This window comes from Maricaulis sp. ABE4_448, from assembly GCF_056160825.1.
Map to the genome: position 1 here is coordinate 643321 of NZ_JBSWXX010000001.1, position 18476 is coordinate 661796.

Here is an 18476-nt window from a genome sequence, read left to right on the forward strand (position 1 = left end):
AAAGTTTTTCCGCCCGGCGTACGAGGCGCGTGCTTCGTACCCGGGGGCCGTGCCCCCATCTGATCATCTATTGGGGGACATGCTCCATGTCTTTTATGAAAAAGCTTTCCTATAGCGCGGCGACTCTCGCCCTGCTGGCTGCCGCTCCGGCTGCCGTTCACGCCCAGGTGACCTCCGCACAGCTGCGCGGCACCGTGCTGGACGAAAACGGCGCTCCGGTTTCCGGCGCGTCCATCACCATCATGCACCTGCCGTCCGGCACGTCCGGCACGGCTGTGACGTCGTCCACGGGTTCCTTCTTTGAAGGCGGCCTGCGCGTCGGTGGTCCTTACCGTGTCTTCGTGTCCGCTCCGGGCTTCGAGGGTGACGTGATCGACGACCTGATGATCCAGCCGGGCTCGCAGGCTCCGCTGACCATCCGTCTCAGCTCCGCCACGGAAGACGTGATCACCGTCACCGGCCAGGCCATCAACACGCTGGACCTGAACAATGGTGTGGGTTCGACCTACTCCGCACGCGACGTGTCCAACACCCCGTCGCTGAACCGCGACCTGATCGACACGCTGCGCCTCGACCCGCTGGTTTCCCAGTCGGGCGAAAGCTTCATGTCCATCGCCGGCCAGTCCCCGCGCTTCAACGCCGTCTCCATCGACGGTTCGCTGCAGCAGGACAACTTCGGTCTGGGCACCAATGCCTACGCGACCAGCCGTTCGCCGATCAACATCGACATCGTCGAGTCGGCCTCCGTTGTCGCCGCCGACTACACGGTTACCTCCGGTAACTTCCAGGGCGGCCTGATCAACGTCGTGACCCGCTCGGGTACGAATGAATTCGATGGCGCGCTGTTCTACTATCGCGCTGACGAAGATTTCCGCGGCAATGTGACCAACGGTCAGCTCGTCGATCAGACGCCGTTCACTGAAGAAGAATACGGCATCTCGGTCTCCGGTCCGATCATCGAAGACAAGCTGTTCTTCCTGGTCTCCTACGACGAGTACGAATCGGCGAACTCGGATTTCTACGGCACGACCGATGCCAATAACGGCATCGATCCGGCATTCTGGACGACCCTCGCCCAGATGGTCCAGGACACCTATGGCTACGACATCGGCACGCGTCCGATCTCCAATGCCACGCCGTCCACCTCCGAGCGCCTGCTGGCCAAGATCGACTGGAACATCAACGCCGACCACCGTGCGTCTTTCACCTACCAGTCGACCGAAGAATCCGACGTTTCGACCTCGTCCAACAGCTATGACTCGGCTTACTACGACGTGCCGCTGGAAGTCGAAGCGATGACCTTCCAGCTGTATTCGGACTGGAGCGAGAATCTCTCCACGACCCTGCGGATCTCCAACACGGAATTCGTGCGCGGCCAGCTCTGTAATGCTGGTGGCAGCGACCCGCAGCTTTCCTTCGACGACTGGACGCCGGCCGACCTCGCCGGTACGCCGCTGGCAGGTCTCGTCGACGCCGGTGGCCAGATTCCGGACCTCGTCGCCGGTTGTGATGCTTACCGTCACGCCAACGAGTACGACGACAGCCGCCTGGTCATCTTCGGCCAGGCTGACTATGTCTGGAACGACCACATCATCAGCTTCGGTGGTGAGTACGAGCAGTTCGAGCTCTACAACCTGTTCGTCTACTCCTCGAACGGTGAGTTCACCTTCTACAGCCCGCAAGACCTGCTGAACCAGCAAGCTTCTGTTGTTTACCGCAATGTCGGTACGAACAACGTCGAAGACGGCGCTGCCGGTTGGGGCTATGACCGCTTCACCGCGTTCGCTGAAGATACCTGGCAGATCCGCGACGATCTCTCGATCAACTTCGGTGTCCGCTACGAGCACTACCAGCAGGATGACGAGCCGTTCGACGATCCGGCGATCTCTGCCCTGTATGGTCGCGACACCACGGCGAACCTCGACGGCAAGGACATCCTGATGCCGCGCGTCGGCTTCCGCTGGGATGCCCTGGACCGCACCACGGTGACCGGTGGTTTCGGCCTGTTCTCCGGCGGTGCGCCGCAGGTCTGGATCTCCAACGCCTTCCAGGCTCCGGTGGTCTATGCGTCGGCCTTCGGTACCCAGACCTCGCTCGATGTTCCGCAGGGCCTGATCGACTATGTCGGTGCGAATGCACCGTCGGTGATCGACATCATCGACCCGAACTTCGAGATCCCGGCTGACTGGCGCGCCTCGCTCCGCGTCGACCAGGAATTCGACATCAACTTCGGTGGTCTGAACCTGGGCAATGATTACCTGTTCACGGCTCAGTACCTGTACTCGAAGTCCGAGGATGCTTTCGCCTGGCAGAACATTGCTCAGCTCGAGCTCGGCTACGCACTCGGTACGGCACCTGACGGCCGCACGATCTATCCGGATCTGCAGTCGCTCGGTGAAGCCAACCTGACCATGCTCACGAATGTTGATGGCGGCGAAAGCCACGTCTTCTCCGTGGCTCTGTCGAAGGAATTCGACAACGGTCTCGGCTTCAACATCAGCTACGCCTACCAGGACGTTCAGTCTGCCCTGCAGGACACGTCCTCGCGCGGCATCTCTTCCTGGCGCGGTCAGGTCACGCGTGACCGTAACTTCGTCAGCCCGGCGATCGGTTCCTACCAGGTCGAAGACCGTTTCGTGACGGCCTTCTGGTATGAAGACGAAATCTTCGGCAACCTCACCACGCGTTTCGACCTGGTTGGTGAGTTCACCTCGGGCACGCCGTTCAGCTACACGTTCAACGTGGGTTCCTCGAACCCGCTGTTCGGCCGTGCTGGCCAGTTCGAAAGCCCGTATGACAGCGACCTGCTGTACATCCCGGAAGTTTCCGACAGCCGCGTTGTTTATGCGTCTACCTTCGACCTCGCAGGTTTCAACGAGATCGTCGACGGTCGCGGCATCGCCCGCGGTCAGATCTTCGAAGAGAACTCCGAGACCTCGCCGTGGAGCCAGCAGTGGGACCTGCGCATCCAGCAGGAACTGCCGTTCTTCAATCAGTCGATGGAACAGTGGGTGGGTGAAAACCGCCTGAACCTGGTGATCGACATCTTCAACGTCGCGAACATGCTCAATGACGAGTGGGGCACCGAGTACAACTCCGTGTCCTTCGGTCAGGCTGCTGCCGTGACCGCTGATGTCGTCTCGGCTGCCGACGTGGCTGCAAACGGTGTCGATGGTGCCACTGCCCTGACGGGTGATGCGCCGCGTACCAACTGCGTCTCGGCCGGTGACTGCGTGTACCGTTACAACTACCTGAACGGTTACGCTGACGGTTCCGTCACGGAAAACCTGGGCCGTTCGGTCTACTCCGTGCGCGTCGGTCTGCGCTACGAGTTCTAAGCCAGACTTTCCGGATAACCGGACTTGTGGAAGGGCGGCCCTTGTGGCCGCCCTTCTTCGTTTTGTGTCTCGCGCGCGAGGCCGCGTCATGATAGAGCCGCGGCCCATGACGACGCTGCCTTTCCCCCCCGCTCTCACCCTGCCGCACGAGACCGCCGCGGTCCGGCGGATCTTCACCTGCTGGCCGTCTGCGGCGGATCTTTGGGAAGAGGATCTCGAACCGGCCCAGGCCGAGTTCGGCGTCTTTCTCAACGCACTTGCAGCGCCGTCCGTCCGCGGCGAAACGCTGGATCTGGTCGTGCTCGCAGCGACGGCCCAGGCGGAGGCTTCGGCCCGTCAGGCGCTGGGCCGCCGCGCGACCGTCGTGCGCGAGGCCTTCGGGGATGTCTGGGCGCGCGATACCGGCCCCGTCTTCGTCAAGGATGACGGCAAGGACGTTGCCATCCGCTTCCGGTTCAACGGCTGGGGCGGCAAGTATGACCTGCCCGGTGACGATACGGTGGGCGGCGCGATCGCCCGTATCGCCGGCGCGCCGGAACGGCATGTCGACCTGGTCGCCGAGGGCGGTGCGCTGGAGTTCGACGGTGACGGCACGCTGATCACGACGCGGCAATGCCTGCTCAATCCGAACCGCAATCCCGGCCTCACCGAGGCGCAGGTCGAGGCTGTGCTCAAGCAGGCCTTCGGCGTGCGCAAGGTGTTGTGGATCGATGAGGGCCTGGTCGCCGATCACACCGATGGACATATCGACAATATCGTTCGCTTTGCCCGGCCCGGCGTCGTGATCTGTCAGGCGCCGTCGGGCGAGGACGACCCGCAGACGGCGGTGCTGTCATCGATCGCGCGGCAGCTCTCGCGGATGACCGATGCCAAGGGCCGGCGGTTGAAAGTCTACACCATCCCGTCGCCGGGGCGGGTGGATCTGGGCGATGGCGAAATCGTTCCCGCCAGCCACATGAACTGGGTGATCGGACCACGCAATGTGGTCGTGCCGACCTATGCCACGGCCAGTGCGGCTGCGGCCATTGCAGCGCTGCGTCCGCTGTTTCCGCATCACACCGTTGTCGGATCGTCAGCGCGTGCCATACTTTCCGGTGGAGGGGCTTTCCATTGTGTCACATGCCATCAGCCCGGAGTGTGAGGATTGATGCGAAGCGTACTGACTGCCCTGGGCCTTGTGCTCACTTCTGCAATGCCGGTCGCCGCCGGCAATGACAGCGCCAGCCCGACCGAGCGGGAAGACTATCCTTATCTCGGCGCCCTGCGTGAAAGACTGGACGAGGCCGCGTCCGACCAGCGCGTGGTCGGTCTTGTGGCGGCCGTGATCGAGCTCGGCGAGCCGGTGTTTATCTACACGCACGGAGAAACGGCCGCCGGTTCTGGCGAAGCCGTGACCGCAGAGACGATGTTCCGCGCGGCTTCGGTCTCGAAGACCTTTACCGGGACCTTGATGGGGGTGCTCGAGGCACAGGGCCTGGTCGATATGAGCGCGCCGATCCCGGTCGATGTTCTGCAATTGCGCGGCGACCGCCAGCCGACGCTGGAGGAAATCGCCAGCCACCGTACCGGCCTGCCGCCCAATGCCTATGATCTCGATCTTGAGGCTGGTCAGGCGCCGGACCGCATTCGCATGCGCCTTGCCGGGGTCGATCTCCTGTGTCCGGTCGGGGATTGCTACACCTACCAGAATGTCGCCTTTTCGGCGCTGGAAAGCGTGGTCGAGGACGCCACGGGGACCGATTTCAATACGGCGCTGCGCGATTATGTGATCGAGCCGTTCGGCCTGCCGACGGCTTCGGTCGGCACAGTTGCACTCGAGGAGTCGCCGTCCTGGGCACGGCCGCACAGCGGCTGGCGGCGCACGGTCAACACGCCGGGCAATCCGCGCAGCCACTATGATTCCATTCCGTCGGCCTCCGGTCTGAACCTGTCGCTGAACGATCTGATTGCCTGGGCCCAGGTGCAGCTGGGCACGGCGCCCGGGCTGGACGAAGCCGTGCGTGTGCGTATCCACAGCCCGCTGACCGATACGCTGCGCGAGACGCGCCGGCTGGGCCGCTTGCGCGACCGGGTCGATACGACGGCCTATGGGCTGGGCTGGCGCATCTATCAATGGGGCGACCGCACGCTGGTGCTGCATTCGGGCTATCTGTCGGGCTATGGCGCCCAGATTGTACTGGAACCGGAGAGCGGCTTTGCCTTTGTGGCGCTGTGGAATTCGGATAACCGGCCGACCTGGTGGCTGTGGCCCACCGTGATGGATCTGCGCACCGGCGACGGGCCGGGCGACTGGATCGAAGACGTTATGGAGGACTGACGGGATGGCCCGTACGATTTCGGTGGCTGCCCTGCAGGCGGCATTCGGCGAGGATATGGACGCCAATATCGCGACCGTGAAAGAGCTGGTGCGCGAGGCCGCCGGCCGGGGTGCCCAGGTTGTGCTGCCGCCGGAACTTTTCCAGGGACCCTATTTCTGCAAGGTCCAGGACGAGCGCTTCTTCGCGACGGCCTGGCCGGCGATGGAACATCCCTGCGTGACCGCCCTGGCGCCGCTGGCTGCCGAACTCGGCGTGGTCATCCCCGTCTCGATCTACGAGCGCGACGGGCCGCACTATTACAATTCGCTCGTCATGCTGGACGCCGACGGCAAGGCGCTGGGCGTCTATCGCAAGAGCCATATCCCCGATGGCCCCGGCTATATGGAGAAGTTCTACTTCCGCCCCGGCGATACCGGTTTCAAGGTCTGGGACACGAAGGCCGGCAAGATCGGCGTCGGTATCTGCTGGGACCAGTGGTTCCCGGAAGCGGCCCGCTGCATGACGATGCTGGGCGCTGAAGTGCTGCTCTATCCGACCGCGATCGGTTCGGAGCCGCATGATGACAGCCTCGACACCGCCATCCGCTGGCAGCGGGCGATGCAGGGGCATGCTGTCTCGAATGTCATTCCCGTGATCGCCGCCAACCGCATCGGCAATGAGGATGGCCAGGTCTTCTATGGCTCGTCCTTCGTCACCGACCATACCGGCGAGAAGCTGGAAGAGCTGGGCCGCAATGAGAGCGGGGTGGTTGCCGCGACCTACGATCTGGACTTCCTGCAGCGTCACCGTGCGGCCTGGGGCTTCTTCCGGGATCGCCGACAGGACCTCTACGCGCCGTTCTTCACACCGAAGATCTAGCTTTTTGGGGTCGCATTTTCGGACCGCAAAACCGGTCCCCTTTTTTGTTGAAAATGCTCTAGCCGGACGAACCGGGGCGTTTTCCGAAGGGGACAAGGATGGCAACGGTGATGGCGACGGCTATTGCCGGCCAGCCGAACGCGATCGCCTGGTCGGTCTGACCGCGGGTCAGGCTCCAGGCGGCAGCCGTAAAGCCGGCCGATGACAGGGCGGCTGCCGTGAGCAGCACAATCAGGCGGAATGCCATTACTCCTCCACTCCCCCCTCAAGAGACCGGTAGCGGTCCTTCAGGGCCGTATCATGGCAGGTTTTGGCTAATGACCGGTTTCCGCCGCCGGCCTCTGGGTGATGCCGGCGGCGGTTTGCTAGCGGTTGTCGGGTTGCGACCGGACGCGCTTCAGACCCAGCCGGGTGATCCGGTAGGGGCCGCTTCTGTGCGACGCGATATAGCGCCGGCGGCGCAGCTTGGCGAAGAGGGCAAGGGAACAGCCGCTCCAGGCCCATCCGTCCCGCGTGATGATCGTGATGTCGGTGATGCGGCCGCGCTCGTCCTTCTCGAAATCGATACGGCCGCCCTGGGCGAGCAGGTGCAGAACCCGCTGCTCGGGTTTGGAAATGTCCATGATGATGTCAGCTTGAAAAAGGCACACGAAAACGCCGGCCGCAGCTCACGCATGCGGCAGCGTTGATCGATCAGGCCCGGTCATCCGTGACCGGGCCCTACCGGGCCTCTTGGCTGATGGACATAAAGTCTCCGAAAGTCAGGCTTTGGGACATAGTCGCTTCGGCGTTGCGGTGCAAGCGGAGCAGCGGCCGGGGCGGTCAGCCGCCCATCAGGGCGCCCTTGATGCCGTCGAAGATGAATTGTGCAGCCAGCGCAGCGAGGATGACGCCCAGGATCCGGGTGATCATCGCGGCCATCGACTCGCCGATCAGCTTCATCACCGGGCCGATCATCAGGAAGACGACCAGGCAGAAGACGAGGATGATCGCCACTGCCGCGAGCACGATGCCCTGTTCGGTCAGACTGGTGGAGTCGGACATGAAGAGCATCATCGTCGCGATCGCGCCGGGGCCGGCCAGCATCGGGATGGCCATCGGAAAGACCGAGATGTCGTCCCATTTTTCCGGGTGCGTATCGTGCTCGCCGATAATTTCCTCGGCGCGCTCCTCGCGGCGTTCGGTACGCTTCTCGAAGATCATTTCCAGCGCCATCAGGAACAACAGGACACCGCCGGCCGCGCGGAAAGCGTCCAGCGAGATGTGCATGGCGTTCAGCAGCCAGGCCCCGCCCAGCGCGAAGCCCAACAGCACACCCGAAGCAATCACTACCGAGCGGATCGCCATCGAGCGGCGATGCGATTTCGGCGCGCCATCGGTCAGCGCCGCAAAGATCGGCGCCACGCCGGGCGGGTCGATGGCCACGAAGAAGGTGACCAGGGCGGAGGTGAAGAGTTCGAGCATGTTGATGTCCTGTCTGTGGCCGCCCGCATAACCGGAGCGCGCAGAAAGGTCACGGATTTTCTCGGGCATGGCTTTGCAGGATAGTCATGCAAATTGGCCGTGGGCGGGCTGAGGAAAGGTGTGTCCAGCGCGCTCCGGGGGGATATTCTGCAGGCGGCAGACGGAGGAGGGGACATGCCGGACTGGTTGCCGCCGATACTGGGGACGCTGGACATCGCGGCGTTTGCCGCGCTGATCATCGGCGTGTTGTGGAATGCGCGGGAAACCCGGCGTTCCACCTATATCAATCTGGAGACCGAGGCGCTGAACATCTTCCGCTTCGAAGCGGAACACCGCGCGGTTCTGGCCCGGATCTTCAACGAGCCCGATGACAGGCCGGTCGATCTGGATGATGAGGAGGCCGTCGTCGCCAATAACTATTTCCTCCAGATCCTGAACCTGTTCGAGATTGCCGTGCGTTTGCGCAGCCGGGGAAATCTCGATCCCATGATTTTCGGGACCTGGGTGTCCTGGTTTCTCGAAGTGTCAGAGATGGGCTGGTTCCGGCGCAACTGGCCGGACTACCGGCTTCACTATTCGCCGGACATGCGGGGCATATTCGACACCTATTTCCGCACGGTCCCGGACCTTTCCATACCGTTTGAAGATCGTCAGAAGCATTTCTTCGCCGCCGCAGCGAAACAGATGAAGTGCCGTACGGTCAAAAAGTGGCTCGACGATGCCTGATATTGATATCCAGCCGCTCGCACCGGAGGACATCACGGCTGCAGCCGGCTGGGCGGCGGCCCAGCTCCGGCCGATGCCCGCCTACATCTCGCACGGGGAAATCCTGTCCGGCCGCAGCCCGGACGGAAAGCGCTGGGCGGATGATCTCGATGCCGTGCTGGCCAGAGACTTTGCGGCGTGTCTGGAGGGGGGCGGGTTTGTGCTGGTCGCACGTCAGGGTGACGCGATTGCAGGCGTGTGTGCGGTCGCCCTCGAAACCGCTGCCGGTGCCATGATCGCGACGATCGAGGATCTTCTGGTCGGGGAAGACGGGCGGGGTCGTGGGCTGGGGTCGCGGCTGCTCGAAGTGGCCGAGGCACTCTGTCACGAAAACAATGCCGACCAGATCATGCTGGAAAGTGGCATTGCCAATGACCATGCCCACAGTTTCTTCGAAACGCGGGGCTATCGTGCGGTCTCCAAAGTCTTCCTGCGAGACTGTTAGCCCCGTCGGGCTCAGCCTGCCGGACGCTTCCGGGAAACAGCGGGAGCCGTGCGCTCAGATGGTGGAAGGCCGGGGAGGCATCGCGTGACTCGCCCCTTGTCTATGGCCGGCCCCAGGCGACAAAGGCGCCGTTGAGATAGTCCGTGTCTGACTTGCCGTAGAGAAAAGGCGTGCCTTCGGGCGTCAGGACGTCGCCGCCGGCCGCCTTCAACACGGCGTGGCCGGCGCCGGTATCCCATTCGCAGGTCGGACCGAAGCGCGGATAGACATCGGCCGAGCCTTCCGCCACGAGGCAGAATTTCAGCGAGGACCCGGCCGAAACCTTTTCGGTGACGCCGACACTGTCGGCAAAGGCGATGGTCTTTTCGTCGGCGTGCGAGCGGCTCATCACGGCCGTCTTTCCGGCTTCGGGGGGCTGGCGCGTGGTGATCGGTTCGAGACTGTCGCGTCTGACCGGCTGGCCGGGCTTCAGTGCGCCGGCCCAGGCGGTTTCGCCGCCGACAAAGATGCGTTCGCGCGCCGGCGCATAGACGCAGCCTGCGGTCGGTATGCGGTCCTCGATCAGCGCGATATTGATGGTGAACTCACCGTTCTTGTTGATGAATTCCTTGGTGCCGTCGACGGGGTCGACGAGAATGAAGGCGCGGCCCGTATCCGGACGCAGCCCGGCGGCGAAGCTTTCCTCGGCGAGCACCGGCACATCCGGTACGCATTTTGCCAGCTCTTCCAGGATAATGGCTTCGGCCAGCTCGTCTGCATCGGTGACCGGCGAGCGATCAGCCTTGCCGCGCGTATCGAAGTCGCTGTTGTAGACCTCCATCACCTTCACTGCCGCAAGGCTGCAGATACGGGCGAATTCGAAGGCAAGCGCATTGCGGTCGGCGGGCAGGGACATCGTCGTCATAACCTGGTGAGAAACGGCACAAAGAGGCGATGCCCGGGCATAGGGGAATTGCCCTGCCGCGCCAAGCCTGTATGCAGGGGGCGGGATCAGGACTGGAGCAGGGCGTGCCACAGGCGCCGGACATTTGTGTACATATCGTCGCCTATCGCAGCCATGACACGATCGGGCGGTGCCTCGCCGCGCTCGAGGCCCAGACCGTACGCCCGCGCGAGGTCCTTGTGCTGGAGAACGGGTCGCCTGACGGGGAACGGGTGAAGGCTTCCGACCTGCCGGACTGGGTGAGCTTTATCGAGTCCGACACCAATCTGGGCTTCGCTGCCGGCAATAACCGGCTGGTCGAGAAAAGCTCGGGGCGCTGGGTGGTTTTTCTCAACCCTGACGCCTTCGCGCGGCCCGACTGGATCGAGCAGCTGTCAGCCGCGATCGAGCGCTATCCGGATATAGCCCTGTTCGGTTCGACCCAGTACAGCGCCGAGCGGCCGGACCTGCTGGACGGTGCCGGCGACGTTTATCACGCGGCCGGGCTGGCCTATCGGGCCGCCTATATGCGACCTGTCTCCCGCCTGCCCGGGGAGGGCGAGGTGTTCGGGCCCTGTGGCGCGGCCGCCATGGTCAGGCGCGATGTCTTCGAGGCCCTGAACGGCTTCGACGAAAGTTTTTTCTGCTATAATGAGGATGTCGACCTTGCCTTCCGCGCCCGTTTGCTCGGCCACCGGGCGATCCAGCTGCGGGACGCGGCCGTTGACCATATGGGCTATGCCTCGTCGGGGCGGCGGTCGGAATTTGCGACCTATTACGGCGTGCGTAACAGGACGTGGGTCTTTCTGAAGAATACGCCTGATTGCCTGCTGATCGTGCTCCTGCCGCTTCATATCAGCGCGACGATTGCAATGTGGGTGTCGTCGGCGCGCTTTGGCCAGGCCGGTGTTTTCGGGCGTGCGATCAAGGATGCCATGTCGGGATGGCGTGAGCTGCGATCTTCCCGCCGGAACATCCAGGCCAGAGCGAAGGTTGGTAGCTGGGCGATCGCCCGCGCCATGGCGTGGAATCCCTGGCGACTGATCTCGCGTTCGACGGATATCCGTCCCTACAAGGGCGTTTAGGTCAGCACTCCAGTCTCTCGAGTGCGATCATATCGACCCGTTCGAGGTCGATCGTGTTGCGCTCGAGGTCCCAGTCCGGCCAGATGCCGATATAGCCGTGATCCCAGACACAGGTGGGTGGAGACACGTCGAAAGTAATGTCCTGATAGTCTTCGCTGATCGTGTGCCGCTCCCATCCGTCCTGGCCGATTCCCGGCAGGAAGACGTTGAAACGTACGCCGTCCGCCGGCTGGTCGCTCGAGGCGCGGACGCGAAAGGTCAGGCGGAGGCGGTGGCCTTGCAGTGCCTCTAGCTCGTGGGGGGCCAGCGCAAAGAAGGCGCCGGCCGATTGCATGCCGTCGAGCGGGCCACGCGACGCCGCGATGCGTACGAAGGCCGTTTGCCCCTCTGTCAGAATGGTCGCTTCCAGCCCGTTTCCCGTGCCGATCACATTCAGCGTATCGCCTTGATAGACCAAGCCCTCCGCCTGAATCTGCTCCGGCGTTCGCTTGGTGGAATCGCCGAAAGCGAGCGCACCGGCGACCATGCCGCCCGTGACGAGAGCGGCAATCGGGTAGAAGGCCCAGTCAGGCAAGGAGAACATCGCGCATCCCGTGATCGCGTTACCGGAGCGACTGTTTGGCCCGTGATGCCGAGAAGGTCAATTGCGCCGCCCTGCCCGCGGATGGCTCGTCGCGGACTCAAAATGGCCGCGTTCTGGTGATGACATCTGCCTCGAACGCCAGTGTGTCCGGTGGGAAACTTGAGAGGTCACTTGAACTTTTTGCCGACGCAGCCGATTCTGGGCGTATGAACGTGCGTCCGGAATTGCCCTCAGATCCGCTAAAGGAGGCCGTAGCCCGGCTGGATGGCGCGATGACGCGTGTCGAGCGTGTGGCCGGCCGTATGCGGGCGCGCGTCGAGCGGGCCGAGACGGCGGCCGACCAGGCTCGTAATGCCGATGATGACCGGGCGCGGCTGGCCGAAGCACTGGACGAGGCGCGCGGTCGCGAGGCTGCGCTGCACCAGGCCGCACAGGAAGCGTCCGATGCGCTCGACCAGGCGATCGAGGACCTGCGTGGTCTGGCGGGTGAGGAGTAGGCGGCATGTCCAAGGTCACCGTGACGCTCAACGGCCGCGAATTCACCATCGGCTGCGAAGATGGTCAGGAAGCCTATCTGCGCGAGCTCGCCGGACAGCTTGACGAACGCGTCGGCGGGATTGTCGAACAGGTCGGCCAGATCGGCGATGTCCGGCTCCTTCTGATGGCGGCCCTGATGCTGATCGACGAGCAAAAGGATTCAGAGCGGCGGGTCGAGGCGCTGGAAGGCCATATCGAACGTCTGCGCCATGAACGCCATGGCGCGGCGAGCCTGCAGGCAGAAGAGCGCCAGCGCATGGTGAGTTGTCTGATCGATGTAGCCGAACGGCTCGAGGCCTTTGCGACCGATCTGGAAGGTGAACCGCCGGCCGGGCCGGATGAGGAGAGCGATGCCGCTGCTGCACATCTCGCAGATGCCCGCGCTTGAGACTGGCGCCGGAAAACGCCACATAGAAACCGTGACGGTTATCTGCTGCGTGCGATAGGAGCGTTTATCCCGCTGACCGTACATCTCCACAAGGGAGCTGCCTCTGTTCGGGACCGTGGTCCCTTGCAAGCGGCGCCCACCTGAATTGTCGGGTCCGTGGGGATACACACGCACCACCGGCGCAAGTGGAGCCGTCACACCCGCTGCCCGCAAGGATCATGACTGATACCCGCGACAAGAAAGTCCTTCTCAGACGCCGTCTGATCAGCGACCGGATCGCCGCATCGGCCGGCCGGCCGGATGCGCGGGCGAAACTGGTCGATCATTTTGCTCCCAACTGGCGGCCAAAGGCCGGCATGGTGGTGGCGGGGTATCATCCGCTGCCAAACGAAATCGACCCGGGTCCCCTGATGCGGTCTTTTTCTGCGCTTGGCGCGCAGCTCTGTCTGCCGGTCATGCAAGGTCGTGGCAGGCCACTGGTCTTCCGGTGCTGGCGGCCCGGCGACACGCTGGAAGCCCGGGTCTTCGGCGTGAAGGAGCCGACCGACCGGGCGCCGGAAGCTGTGCCCGATCTGGTTCTTGTGCCGCTGGTCGGCGTGGATCGCCAGGGTGTGCGCCTGGGCTTCGGGGCGGGCTATTACGACCGCACGCTGGCCCGCCTTCGCAAAAGCGGCGAGGTGCGCGTGGTCGGTCTGGCCTTTCCCGAGCAATGCGTCGACCGGTTGCCCTGTGAGGCGCATGATGAACGCCTCGATGCGCTGGTCACCGACGAAGGCTGGCAAGCCTTCGCCTGAGCCCAAAATGAAAACGCCCTGCCGGATGGCAGGGCGTTCCACAGTCTTCAAAGTCCGGACATCGCCTAGTAGCGGTAGTGTTCCGCCTTGAACGGACCGGCTTGCGGCACGCCGATATAGTCGGCCTGGTCGCTGGACAGTTCCGTCAGCTTGGCACCCAGCTTGTCGAGGTGCAGGCGGGCAACCTTCTCGTCCAGGTGCTTGGGCAGGATGTAGACCTCGTTCTTGTACTCATCACCCTTCGTCCAGAGCTCGATCTGGGCGAGCGTCTGATTGGTGAAGGAGGACGACATCACGAAGGACGGGTGGCCCGTCGCATTGCCCAGGTTCACCAGACGGCCTTCGGACAGCAGGATGATGCGGTTGCCGTCCGGGAACTGTACGAGGTCGACCTGCGGCTTCACATTCGTCCACTGGAAGTTCTTCAGGCTTTCGACCTGAATCTCGTTGTCGAAGTGACCGATATTGCAGACGATCGCCATGTCCTTCATGGCACGCATGTGGTCGACGGTGATGATGTCCTTATTGCCCGTCGCGGTGACGAAGATGTCCATCTCGGCGATGACTTCGTCCAGGCGCACAACCTCGAAACCGTCCATGCAGGCCTGCAGGGCGCAGATCGGGTCGATCTCGGTGACATAGACGCGGGCGCCGGCGCCGCGCAGCGACTCGGCCGAGCCCTTGCCAACATCGCCATAGCCGCAGACGACGGCTTTCTTGCCGGCCATCATCACGTCGGTACCGCGGCGGATGGCGTCCACCAGGCTCTCGCGGCAGCCATAACGGTTGTCGAATTTCGACTTGGTGACGCTGTCATTGACGTTGATCGCCGGGAAGGGCAGTTCGCCGCGCTTGGCCATCTGATAGAGACGCATCACGCCGGTCGTCGTTTCTTCAGAGACGCCCTGGATGGCGTTCTTGGCCTTGGTGAACCAGCCCGGCGTGGCTTCGAAGCGCTTGCGGATCTGGGCGAAGAGCGCGGTCTCTTCCTCGGACTTCGGGTGATCCAGCAGGGAATGATCGGCCTCGGCCTTCTCGCCCAGGATCAGATACATGGTGGCATCGCCACCATCGTCCAGGATCATGTTGGCGGTTTCACCGTTCGGCCAATGGAAGATGGCGTCGGCATAGTCCCAGTACTCTTCCAGTGTCTCGCCCTTGTAGGCGAAGACCGGGATTTTCTGCTCGGCGATCGCCGCCGCAGCATGGTCCTGGGTGGAGAAGATATTGCAAGAGGCCCAGCGGACCTCGGCGCCCAGTGCGACCAGCGTCTCGATGAGAACCGCGGTCTGGATCGTCATGTGCAGCGAGCCGGCGATGCGGGCGCCCTTCAGGGGCTGGGCCTCGCCGAACTCCTCGCGCAGGGACATCAGGCCCGGCATCTCGATCTCGGCCATCTCGATCTCGGTCCGGCCCCATTTGGCCAGGGAGATGTCCTTGATGACATGGGGGTGGTCGGCGGCGAACTGGGTTTTATCCGCAACAGCAGTCATGACCTTCAGGTCCTCTTCGTGTTTCGGGTTTCTGACGGGGCGCCGGGTGGCGCCGGAAATACCGGGGCCGGCGCATGGCTGCGGCCGGCCCCTTATTATCGGTTTCGTGTGGTCTAGGCGAGCCCGCGCAGAGCGTCCACCAGGTCGGTCTTCTCCCAGGAGAAGCCGCCATCTTCGGCCGGGTTGCGGCCGAAATGGCCGTAGGCCGCGGTACGGGCATAGATCGGCCGGTTCAGCTGCAAATGGGTGCGGATGCCGCGGGGCGACAGGTCCACCAGCTGGCGCAGCGTGTTCTCCAGCTTCACTTCATCGACCTCGCCGGTGCCATGGCAATCGACATAGAGCGAGAGAGGCTTGGATACGCCGATCGCATAGGACACCTGAATGGTGCAGCGCTTGGCCAGGCCGGCGGCCACGACATTCTTGGCCAGGTAGCGGCAAGCATAAGCGGCCGAGCGGTCGACCTTCGTCGGGTCCTTGCCCGAGAAGGCACCGCCACCGTGCGGCGCCGCGCCGCCATAGGTGTCAACGATGATCTTGCGGCCGGTCAGGCCGGCATCACCGTCGGGGCCACCGATCACAAACGTACCGGTCGGGTTGACGTAGAATTCGTCTTCCGGCGGCAGCCAGCCATCGGGCAGCACGTCCGCGACGACCGGGCGAACCAGCTCGCGCACCTGGGCCTGATCGAGATTGGCCTTGTGCTGGGTCGACACGACGACGGACGTGATCCCGGCAGGAACGCCGTTCTCATAGCGCATCGTCACCTGGGACTTGGCGTCCGGTTCGAACTCCGGCCGTTCGCCGCTTTTGCGCAGCTCGGCCATCCGCTTGAGGATCTTGTGGGAATACAGGATCGGTGCCGGCATCAGCTCCGGCGTCTCGTCCGAGGCATAGCCGAACATGATGCCCTGGTCGCCCGCGCCCTCATCCTTGTCGTCGCCGGCATCCACGCCCTGCGCGATGTGGGCGGATTGTTCGTGCAGGAAATTCTGGAAGTTGGCGTGCTTCCAGTGGAAGCCTTCCTGCTCGTAGCCGATGTCGCGGACCGCCTCGCGGGCAGCCTGCTCGATTTCGTCATTGTCGATCTCCGCCGCGCAGCGGACCTCGCCGGCCAGGACGATCTGGTTCGTCGTGGTCAGGGTCTCACAGGCAACACGCGCTTCGGGGTCCTTGGACAGGAAAAGATCGACGATCGTGTCGGAGACACGGTCGCACACCTTGTCCGGATGGCCTTCGGAAACGCTTTCGGAGGTAAAGATGTAGGACGGTCTACTCACTGCGCATATCCTCATATAAAGATCGCTTTATATCGCGTGGGGTAGAGCAGATACGCGCACCGGATGCAAGCCTCTTGCTGAGAACACCGCCGGCGCGGCGCGGTGAAAGCGCCCCTTTCAATCCCGTTCACATAAAGATATCTTTATGTCGCCATGTTAATGCGATATAGATTGGCGCCAACGAATTCGACACGCCCTGCAAAACCGGCTGCCCGCCGGCGGGGCAAGCTTAAGGTGACCCATGAGTGCGGACGGCATTACGATACAGGCCCGGAACGGACTGAACGTGTCCTTCGAATTCTTCCCGCCCAAGACCGAGGCGATGGAAGAAACGCTCTGGGAGTCGATTTCCCGGCTTGAACCCCTGTCGCCGAACTTCGTTTCGGTGACTTACGGTGCCGGCGGTTCGACCCGCGACCGGACCCACCGGACGGTTCGGCGGATTGTGCAAGAAACGGGTATCCGGCCGGCAGCTCACCTGACCTGTGTATCGGCCACGCGGAGCGAGATTGATGACGTGATCCGCGACTACTGGTCGGCCGGCATTCGTCATATTGTTGCCCTGCGCGGTGATCCGCCGGACGGTATTGGCGAGGCCTACACGCCGCACCCGGGTGGCTATGCCAATGCCGCCGAGCTGGCGGGCGGGATCCGCAAGATCGGCGATTTCGAGATTTCCGTCGGTTGTTATCCGGAAAAGCATCCGGAAAGCCGCGATTTCGACTATGACATCGACCTGCTCAAGCAGAAGATCGACAATGGTGCGACACGCGCCATCACGCAGTTCTTCTTCGAGCCGGACGTGTATTTCCGCTTCCGCGAGCGGGCGGAGCGCGCCGGCATCACCATCCCGATCGTGCCGGGCATCATGCTGCAGGCGAACTTCAGCGGCCTCAAGCGGATGGCGGGGCTGTGCGGCGCGAGCCTGCCGGTCTGGCTGCACGAGGCCTATGACGGGCTCGACGATGATGCCGGCACGCGCAAGCTGGTCACCGCGCACGTCGCTGCCAAGCTGTGCAGCAAGCTGCAGGCCGGCGGTGTCGACAGTTTCCATTTCTACACGCTCAACCGGGCGGAGCTGGCGCTCTCTACCTGCCAGCTGCTCGGCGTGAAGGCCGATCAGCGCGAAACCGCAGGAGTGGCGTGATGACATCTGGCGAACGAATTGAAGCGCTTGCAGCGCTGGGCCGCGAGCGCGTCCTGATCCTCGACGGTGCGATGGGTACCCAGATCCAGGATCTCAAGCTGGACGAGGACGGATATCGCGGCGAGCGCTTTGCCGACTGGCCGTCGGCGATCAAGGGCAATAACGACATCCTCAATCTCACCACGCCGGAGGCTGTGAAGGTGATCCACAAGGCCTATTTCGAGGCCGGATCGGATATCGTCGAGACCAATACATTCTCGGCCACCTCCATCGCCCAGGCCGATTACGGCATGCAGGAGCTGGCGCCGGAGATTGCCCGTGAAGGTGCGCGCCTTGCACGGGAGGCCGCCGACGATATCGAAGCGGAAACCGGAAAGCCGCGCGGCGTGGCCGGGGCCATCGGGCCGACCAACAAGACACTGTCCATCTCGCCGGATGTGAATGATCCCGGCTTCCGCGACATCGACTTCGAAACGATCCGCAAGGCCTATCACGAACAGGCCGCAGCCATGGCCGAGCATGTCGACTTCTTCCTGATCGAGACCGTGTTCGACACGCTCAACGCCAAGGCCGCCATCAAGGCGCTGCTCGATCTGAAGGCCGAAACCGGTATTGACCGTCCGATCATGATTTCCGGCACGATCACCGACCGGTCCGGGCGCACCCTGTCCGGGCAGACGGCCGAGGCTTTCTGGTATTCCGTGCGTCATGCCCGTCCCTGGGCTGTCGGGCTGAACTGTGCTCTGGGGGCCGAGGAGATGCGGCCCTATATCGCCGAGATCGCCCGGGTCGCGGATACCCGTATCATCACCTATCCCAATGCCGGCCTGCCCAATGATATGGGCGAGTATGACGAGACCCCGGACGAGACGTCCGGCTTCGTCGGCGAGTGGGCGCAGTCGGGCCTGGTCAATATTCTGGGCGGGTGTTGCGGCACCACGCCTGAGCATATCCGGGCCATCGCCGGGGCCGTGAAGGGCGCCAAGCCGCGCCGTCCCGCCAAGCGCGAGCGCGCGATGCGCCTGTCCGGCCTCGAACCCTTCGAACTTTCCGCCTGAG

Annotated in this window: 19 protein-coding genes and 1 other RNA gene; 13 read left to right on the plus strand and 7 right to left on the minus strand. The window is 63.3% G+C overall.

Annotation, left to right across the window (positions count from 1 at the left end):
• The first annotated feature begins 86 nt into the window (after positions 1-86).
• From ACXAJV_RS03055 to aguB, 4 genes are all read left to right on the plus strand, one after another.
• Complete coding sequence (locus tag ACXAJV_RS03055; protein ID WP_475081797.1) at positions 87-3338, plus strand: TonB-dependent receptor; 3252 nt, start codon at positions 87-89, stop codon at positions 3336-3338.
• A gap of 106 nt (positions 3339-3444) precedes the next feature.
• Complete coding sequence (locus ACXAJV_RS03060) at positions 3445-4479, plus strand: agmatine deiminase family protein (protein WP_475081799.1); 1035 nt, start codon at positions 3445-3447, stop codon at positions 4477-4479.
• A gap of 6 nt (positions 4480-4485) precedes the next feature.
• A complete protein-coding gene (locus ACXAJV_RS03065) occupies positions 4486-5655 on the plus strand; it encodes a serine hydrolase domain-containing protein (RefSeq protein ID WP_475083277.1) in 1170 nt (389 codons plus the stop codon).
• A 4-nt stretch (positions 5656-5659) separates the two neighbouring features.
• Positions 5660-6514 (plus strand): N-carbamoylputrescine amidase, encoded by an 855-nt coding sequence (aguB, locus tag ACXAJV_RS03070; RefSeq protein WP_475081801.1) that lies wholly within the window; start codon positions 5660-5662, stop codon positions 6512-6514.
• A gap of 58 nt (positions 6515-6572) precedes the next feature.
• Here aguB and ACXAJV_RS03075 read toward each other — a convergent pair whose 3' ends face one another.
• The 3 genes from ACXAJV_RS03075 to ACXAJV_RS03085 form a co-directional block, all read right to left on the minus strand.
• On the minus strand, positions 6573-6761 hold the full coding sequence (locus tag ACXAJV_RS03075; protein WP_475081803.1) for a hypothetical protein: 189 nt from the start codon (positions 6759-6761) through the stop codon (positions 6573-6575).
• 118 nt (positions 6762-6879) lie between these two features.
• Positions 6880-7137, minus strand: coding sequence for a YjhX family toxin (locus ACXAJV_RS03080; RefSeq protein ID WP_475081804.1), 258 nt, complete (start codon positions 7135-7137; stop codon positions 6880-6882).
• Positions 7138-7336: 199 nt separating this feature from the next.
• Positions 7337-7978 carry a MarC family protein gene (locus ACXAJV_RS03085; RefSeq protein WP_475081807.1) on the minus strand — a complete coding sequence of 214 codons (642 nt, stop codon included), beginning with the start codon at positions 7976-7978 and terminating at the stop codon, positions 7337-7339.
• Between the two features lie 174 nt (positions 7979-8152).
• On the opposite strand from ACXAJV_RS03085, the gene ACXAJV_RS03090 reads away from it, so the two are divergent.
• Complete coding sequence (locus ACXAJV_RS03090) at positions 8153-8704, plus strand: hypothetical protein (RefSeq protein WP_475081809.1); 552 nt, start codon at positions 8153-8155, stop codon at positions 8702-8704.
• A complete protein-coding gene (locus ACXAJV_RS03095) occupies positions 8697-9188 on the plus strand; it encodes a GNAT family N-acetyltransferase (RefSeq protein WP_475081812.1) in 492 nt (163 codons plus the stop codon). The genes ACXAJV_RS03090 and ACXAJV_RS03095 overlap by 8 nt, the downstream gene beginning before the upstream one ends.
• A 100-nt stretch (positions 9189-9288) precedes the next feature.
• On the opposite strand, the gene cysQ is transcribed toward ACXAJV_RS03095, so the two are convergent.
• Positions 9289-10083, minus strand: coding sequence for a 3'(2'),5'-bisphosphate nucleotidase CysQ (gene cysQ / locus ACXAJV_RS03100; RefSeq protein ID WP_475081814.1), 795 nt, complete (start codon positions 10081-10083; stop codon positions 9289-9291).
• Positions 10084-10196: 113 nt separating this feature from the next.
• Between cysQ and ACXAJV_RS03105 the strand changes: the two genes are divergently transcribed.
• On the plus strand, positions 10197-11195 hold the full coding sequence (locus ACXAJV_RS03105; RefSeq protein WP_475081817.1) for a glycosyltransferase family 2 protein: 999 nt from the start codon (positions 10197-10199) through the stop codon (positions 11193-11195).
• Between the two features lies 1 nt (position 11196).
• Here ACXAJV_RS03105 and ACXAJV_RS03110 read toward each other — a convergent pair whose 3' ends face one another.
• A complete protein-coding gene (locus ACXAJV_RS03110) occupies positions 11197-11778 on the minus strand; it encodes a hypothetical protein (protein WP_475081818.1) in 582 nt (193 codons plus the stop codon).
• A gap of 206 nt (positions 11779-11984) precedes the next feature.
• Here ACXAJV_RS03110 and ACXAJV_RS03115 point away from each other — a divergent pair, with 206 nt between their 5' ends.
• From ACXAJV_RS03115 to ACXAJV_RS03130, 4 genes are all read left to right on the plus strand, one after another.
• The gene (locus ACXAJV_RS03115; RefSeq protein WP_475081820.1) at positions 11985-12275 is read left to right on the plus strand and encodes a DUF4164 family protein; all 291 of its coding nucleotides are present in this window, start codon (positions 11985-11987) and stop codon (positions 12273-12275) included.
• 5 nt (positions 12276-12280) lie between these two features.
• A complete protein-coding gene (locus ACXAJV_RS03120; RefSeq protein ID WP_475081823.1) occupies positions 12281-12703 on the plus strand; it encodes a cell division protein ZapA in 423 nt (140 codons plus the stop codon).
• A gap of 36 nt (positions 12704-12739) precedes the next feature.
• Positions 12740-12899: non-coding RNA, 6S RNA (gene ssrS / locus ACXAJV_RS03125), on the plus strand.
• A gap of 22 nt (positions 12900-12921) precedes the next feature.
• A complete protein-coding gene (locus tag ACXAJV_RS03130; protein WP_475081825.1) occupies positions 12922-13497 on the plus strand; it encodes a 5-formyltetrahydrofolate cyclo-ligase in 576 nt (191 codons plus the stop codon).
• Between the two features lie 65 nt (positions 13498-13562).
• Here ACXAJV_RS03130 and ahcY read toward each other — a convergent pair whose 3' ends face one another.
• On the minus strand, positions 13563-14990 hold the full coding sequence (gene ahcY, locus ACXAJV_RS03135) for an adenosylhomocysteinase (RefSeq protein WP_475081827.1): 1428 nt from the start codon (positions 14988-14990) through the stop codon (positions 13563-13565).
• A 113-nt stretch (positions 14991-15103) separates the two neighbouring features.
• Positions 15104-16270, minus strand: coding sequence for a methionine adenosyltransferase (metK, locus tag ACXAJV_RS03140; protein WP_475081830.1), 1167 nt, complete (start codon positions 16268-16270; stop codon positions 15104-15106).
• 241 nt (positions 16271-16511) lie between these two features.
• Here metK and metF point away from each other — a divergent pair, with 241 nt between their 5' ends.
• Both metF and ACXAJV_RS03150 read left to right on the plus strand, forming a co-directional pair.
• Complete coding sequence (gene metF / locus ACXAJV_RS03145; RefSeq protein ID WP_475081832.1) at positions 16512-17417, plus strand: methylenetetrahydrofolate reductase [NAD(P)H]; 906 nt, start codon at positions 16512-16514, stop codon at positions 17415-17417.
• Complete coding sequence (locus ACXAJV_RS03150) at positions 17417-18475, plus strand: homocysteine S-methyltransferase family protein (protein WP_475081834.1); 1059 nt, start codon at positions 17417-17419, stop codon at positions 18473-18475. Before metF ends, ACXAJV_RS03150 begins: the two co-directional genes overlap by 1 nt.
• The last annotated feature ends 1 nt before the right edge of the window (position 18476 follow it).

Coding starts and splice junctions, on each gene's coding strand:
- ACXAJV_RS03115 (WP_475081820.1), top strand. CDS start 11,985: ATGAACGTGCGTCCGGAATTGCCCTCAGATCCGCTAAAGGAGGCCGTA.
- cysQ (WP_475081814.1), bottom strand. CDS start 10,083: ATGTCCCTGCCCGCCGACCGCAATGCGCTTGCCTTCGAATTCGCCCGT.
- ACXAJV_RS03120 (WP_475081823.1), top strand. CDS start 12,281: ATGTCCAAGGTCACCGTGACGCTCAACGGCCGCGAATTCACCATCGGC.
- ACXAJV_RS03065 (WP_475083277.1), top strand. CDS start 4,486: ATGCGAAGCGTACTGACTGCCCTGGGCCTTGTGCTCACTTCTGCAATG.
- aguB (WP_475081801.1), top strand. CDS start 5,660: ATGGCCCGTACGATTTCGGTGGCTGCCCTGCAGGCGGCATTCGGCGAG.
- ACXAJV_RS03055 (WP_475081797.1), top strand. CDS start 87: ATGTCTTTTATGAAAAAGCTTTCCTATAGCGCGGCGACTCTCGCCCTG.
- ACXAJV_RS03110 (WP_475081818.1), bottom strand. CDS start 11,778: ATGTTCTCCTTGCCTGACTGGGCCTTCTACCCGATTGCCGCTCTCGTC.
- ACXAJV_RS03095 (WP_475081812.1), top strand. CDS start 8,697: ATGCCTGATATTGATATCCAGCCGCTCGCACCGGAGGACATCACGGCT.
- ACXAJV_RS03090 (WP_475081809.1), top strand. CDS start 8,153: ATGCCGGACTGGTTGCCGCCGATACTGGGGACGCTGGACATCGCGGCG.
- ACXAJV_RS03085 (WP_475081807.1), bottom strand. CDS start 7,978: ATGCTCGAACTCTTCACCTCCGCCCTGGTCACCTTCTTCGTGGCCATC.
- ahcY (WP_475081827.1), bottom strand. CDS start 14,990: ATGACTGCTGTTGCGGATAAAACCCAGTTCGCCGCCGACCACCCCCAT.
- ACXAJV_RS03060 (WP_475081799.1), top strand. CDS start 3,445: ATGACGACGCTGCCTTTCCCCCCCGCTCTCACCCTGCCGCACGAGACC.
- ACXAJV_RS03150 (WP_475081834.1), top strand. CDS start 17,417: ATGACATCTGGCGAACGAATTGAAGCGCTTGCAGCGCTGGGCCGCGAG.
- ACXAJV_RS03075 (WP_475081803.1), bottom strand. CDS start 6,761: ATGGCATTCCGCCTGATTGTGCTGCTCACGGCAGCCGCCCTGTCATCG.
- metF (WP_475081832.1), top strand. CDS start 16,512: ATGAGTGCGGACGGCATTACGATACAGGCCCGGAACGGACTGAACGTG.
- ACXAJV_RS03080 (WP_475081804.1), bottom strand. CDS start 7,137: ATGGACATTTCCAAACCCGAGCAGCGGGTTCTGCACCTGCTCGCCCAG.
- ACXAJV_RS03130 (WP_475081825.1), top strand. CDS start 12,922: ATGACTGATACCCGCGACAAGAAAGTCCTTCTCAGACGCCGTCTGATC.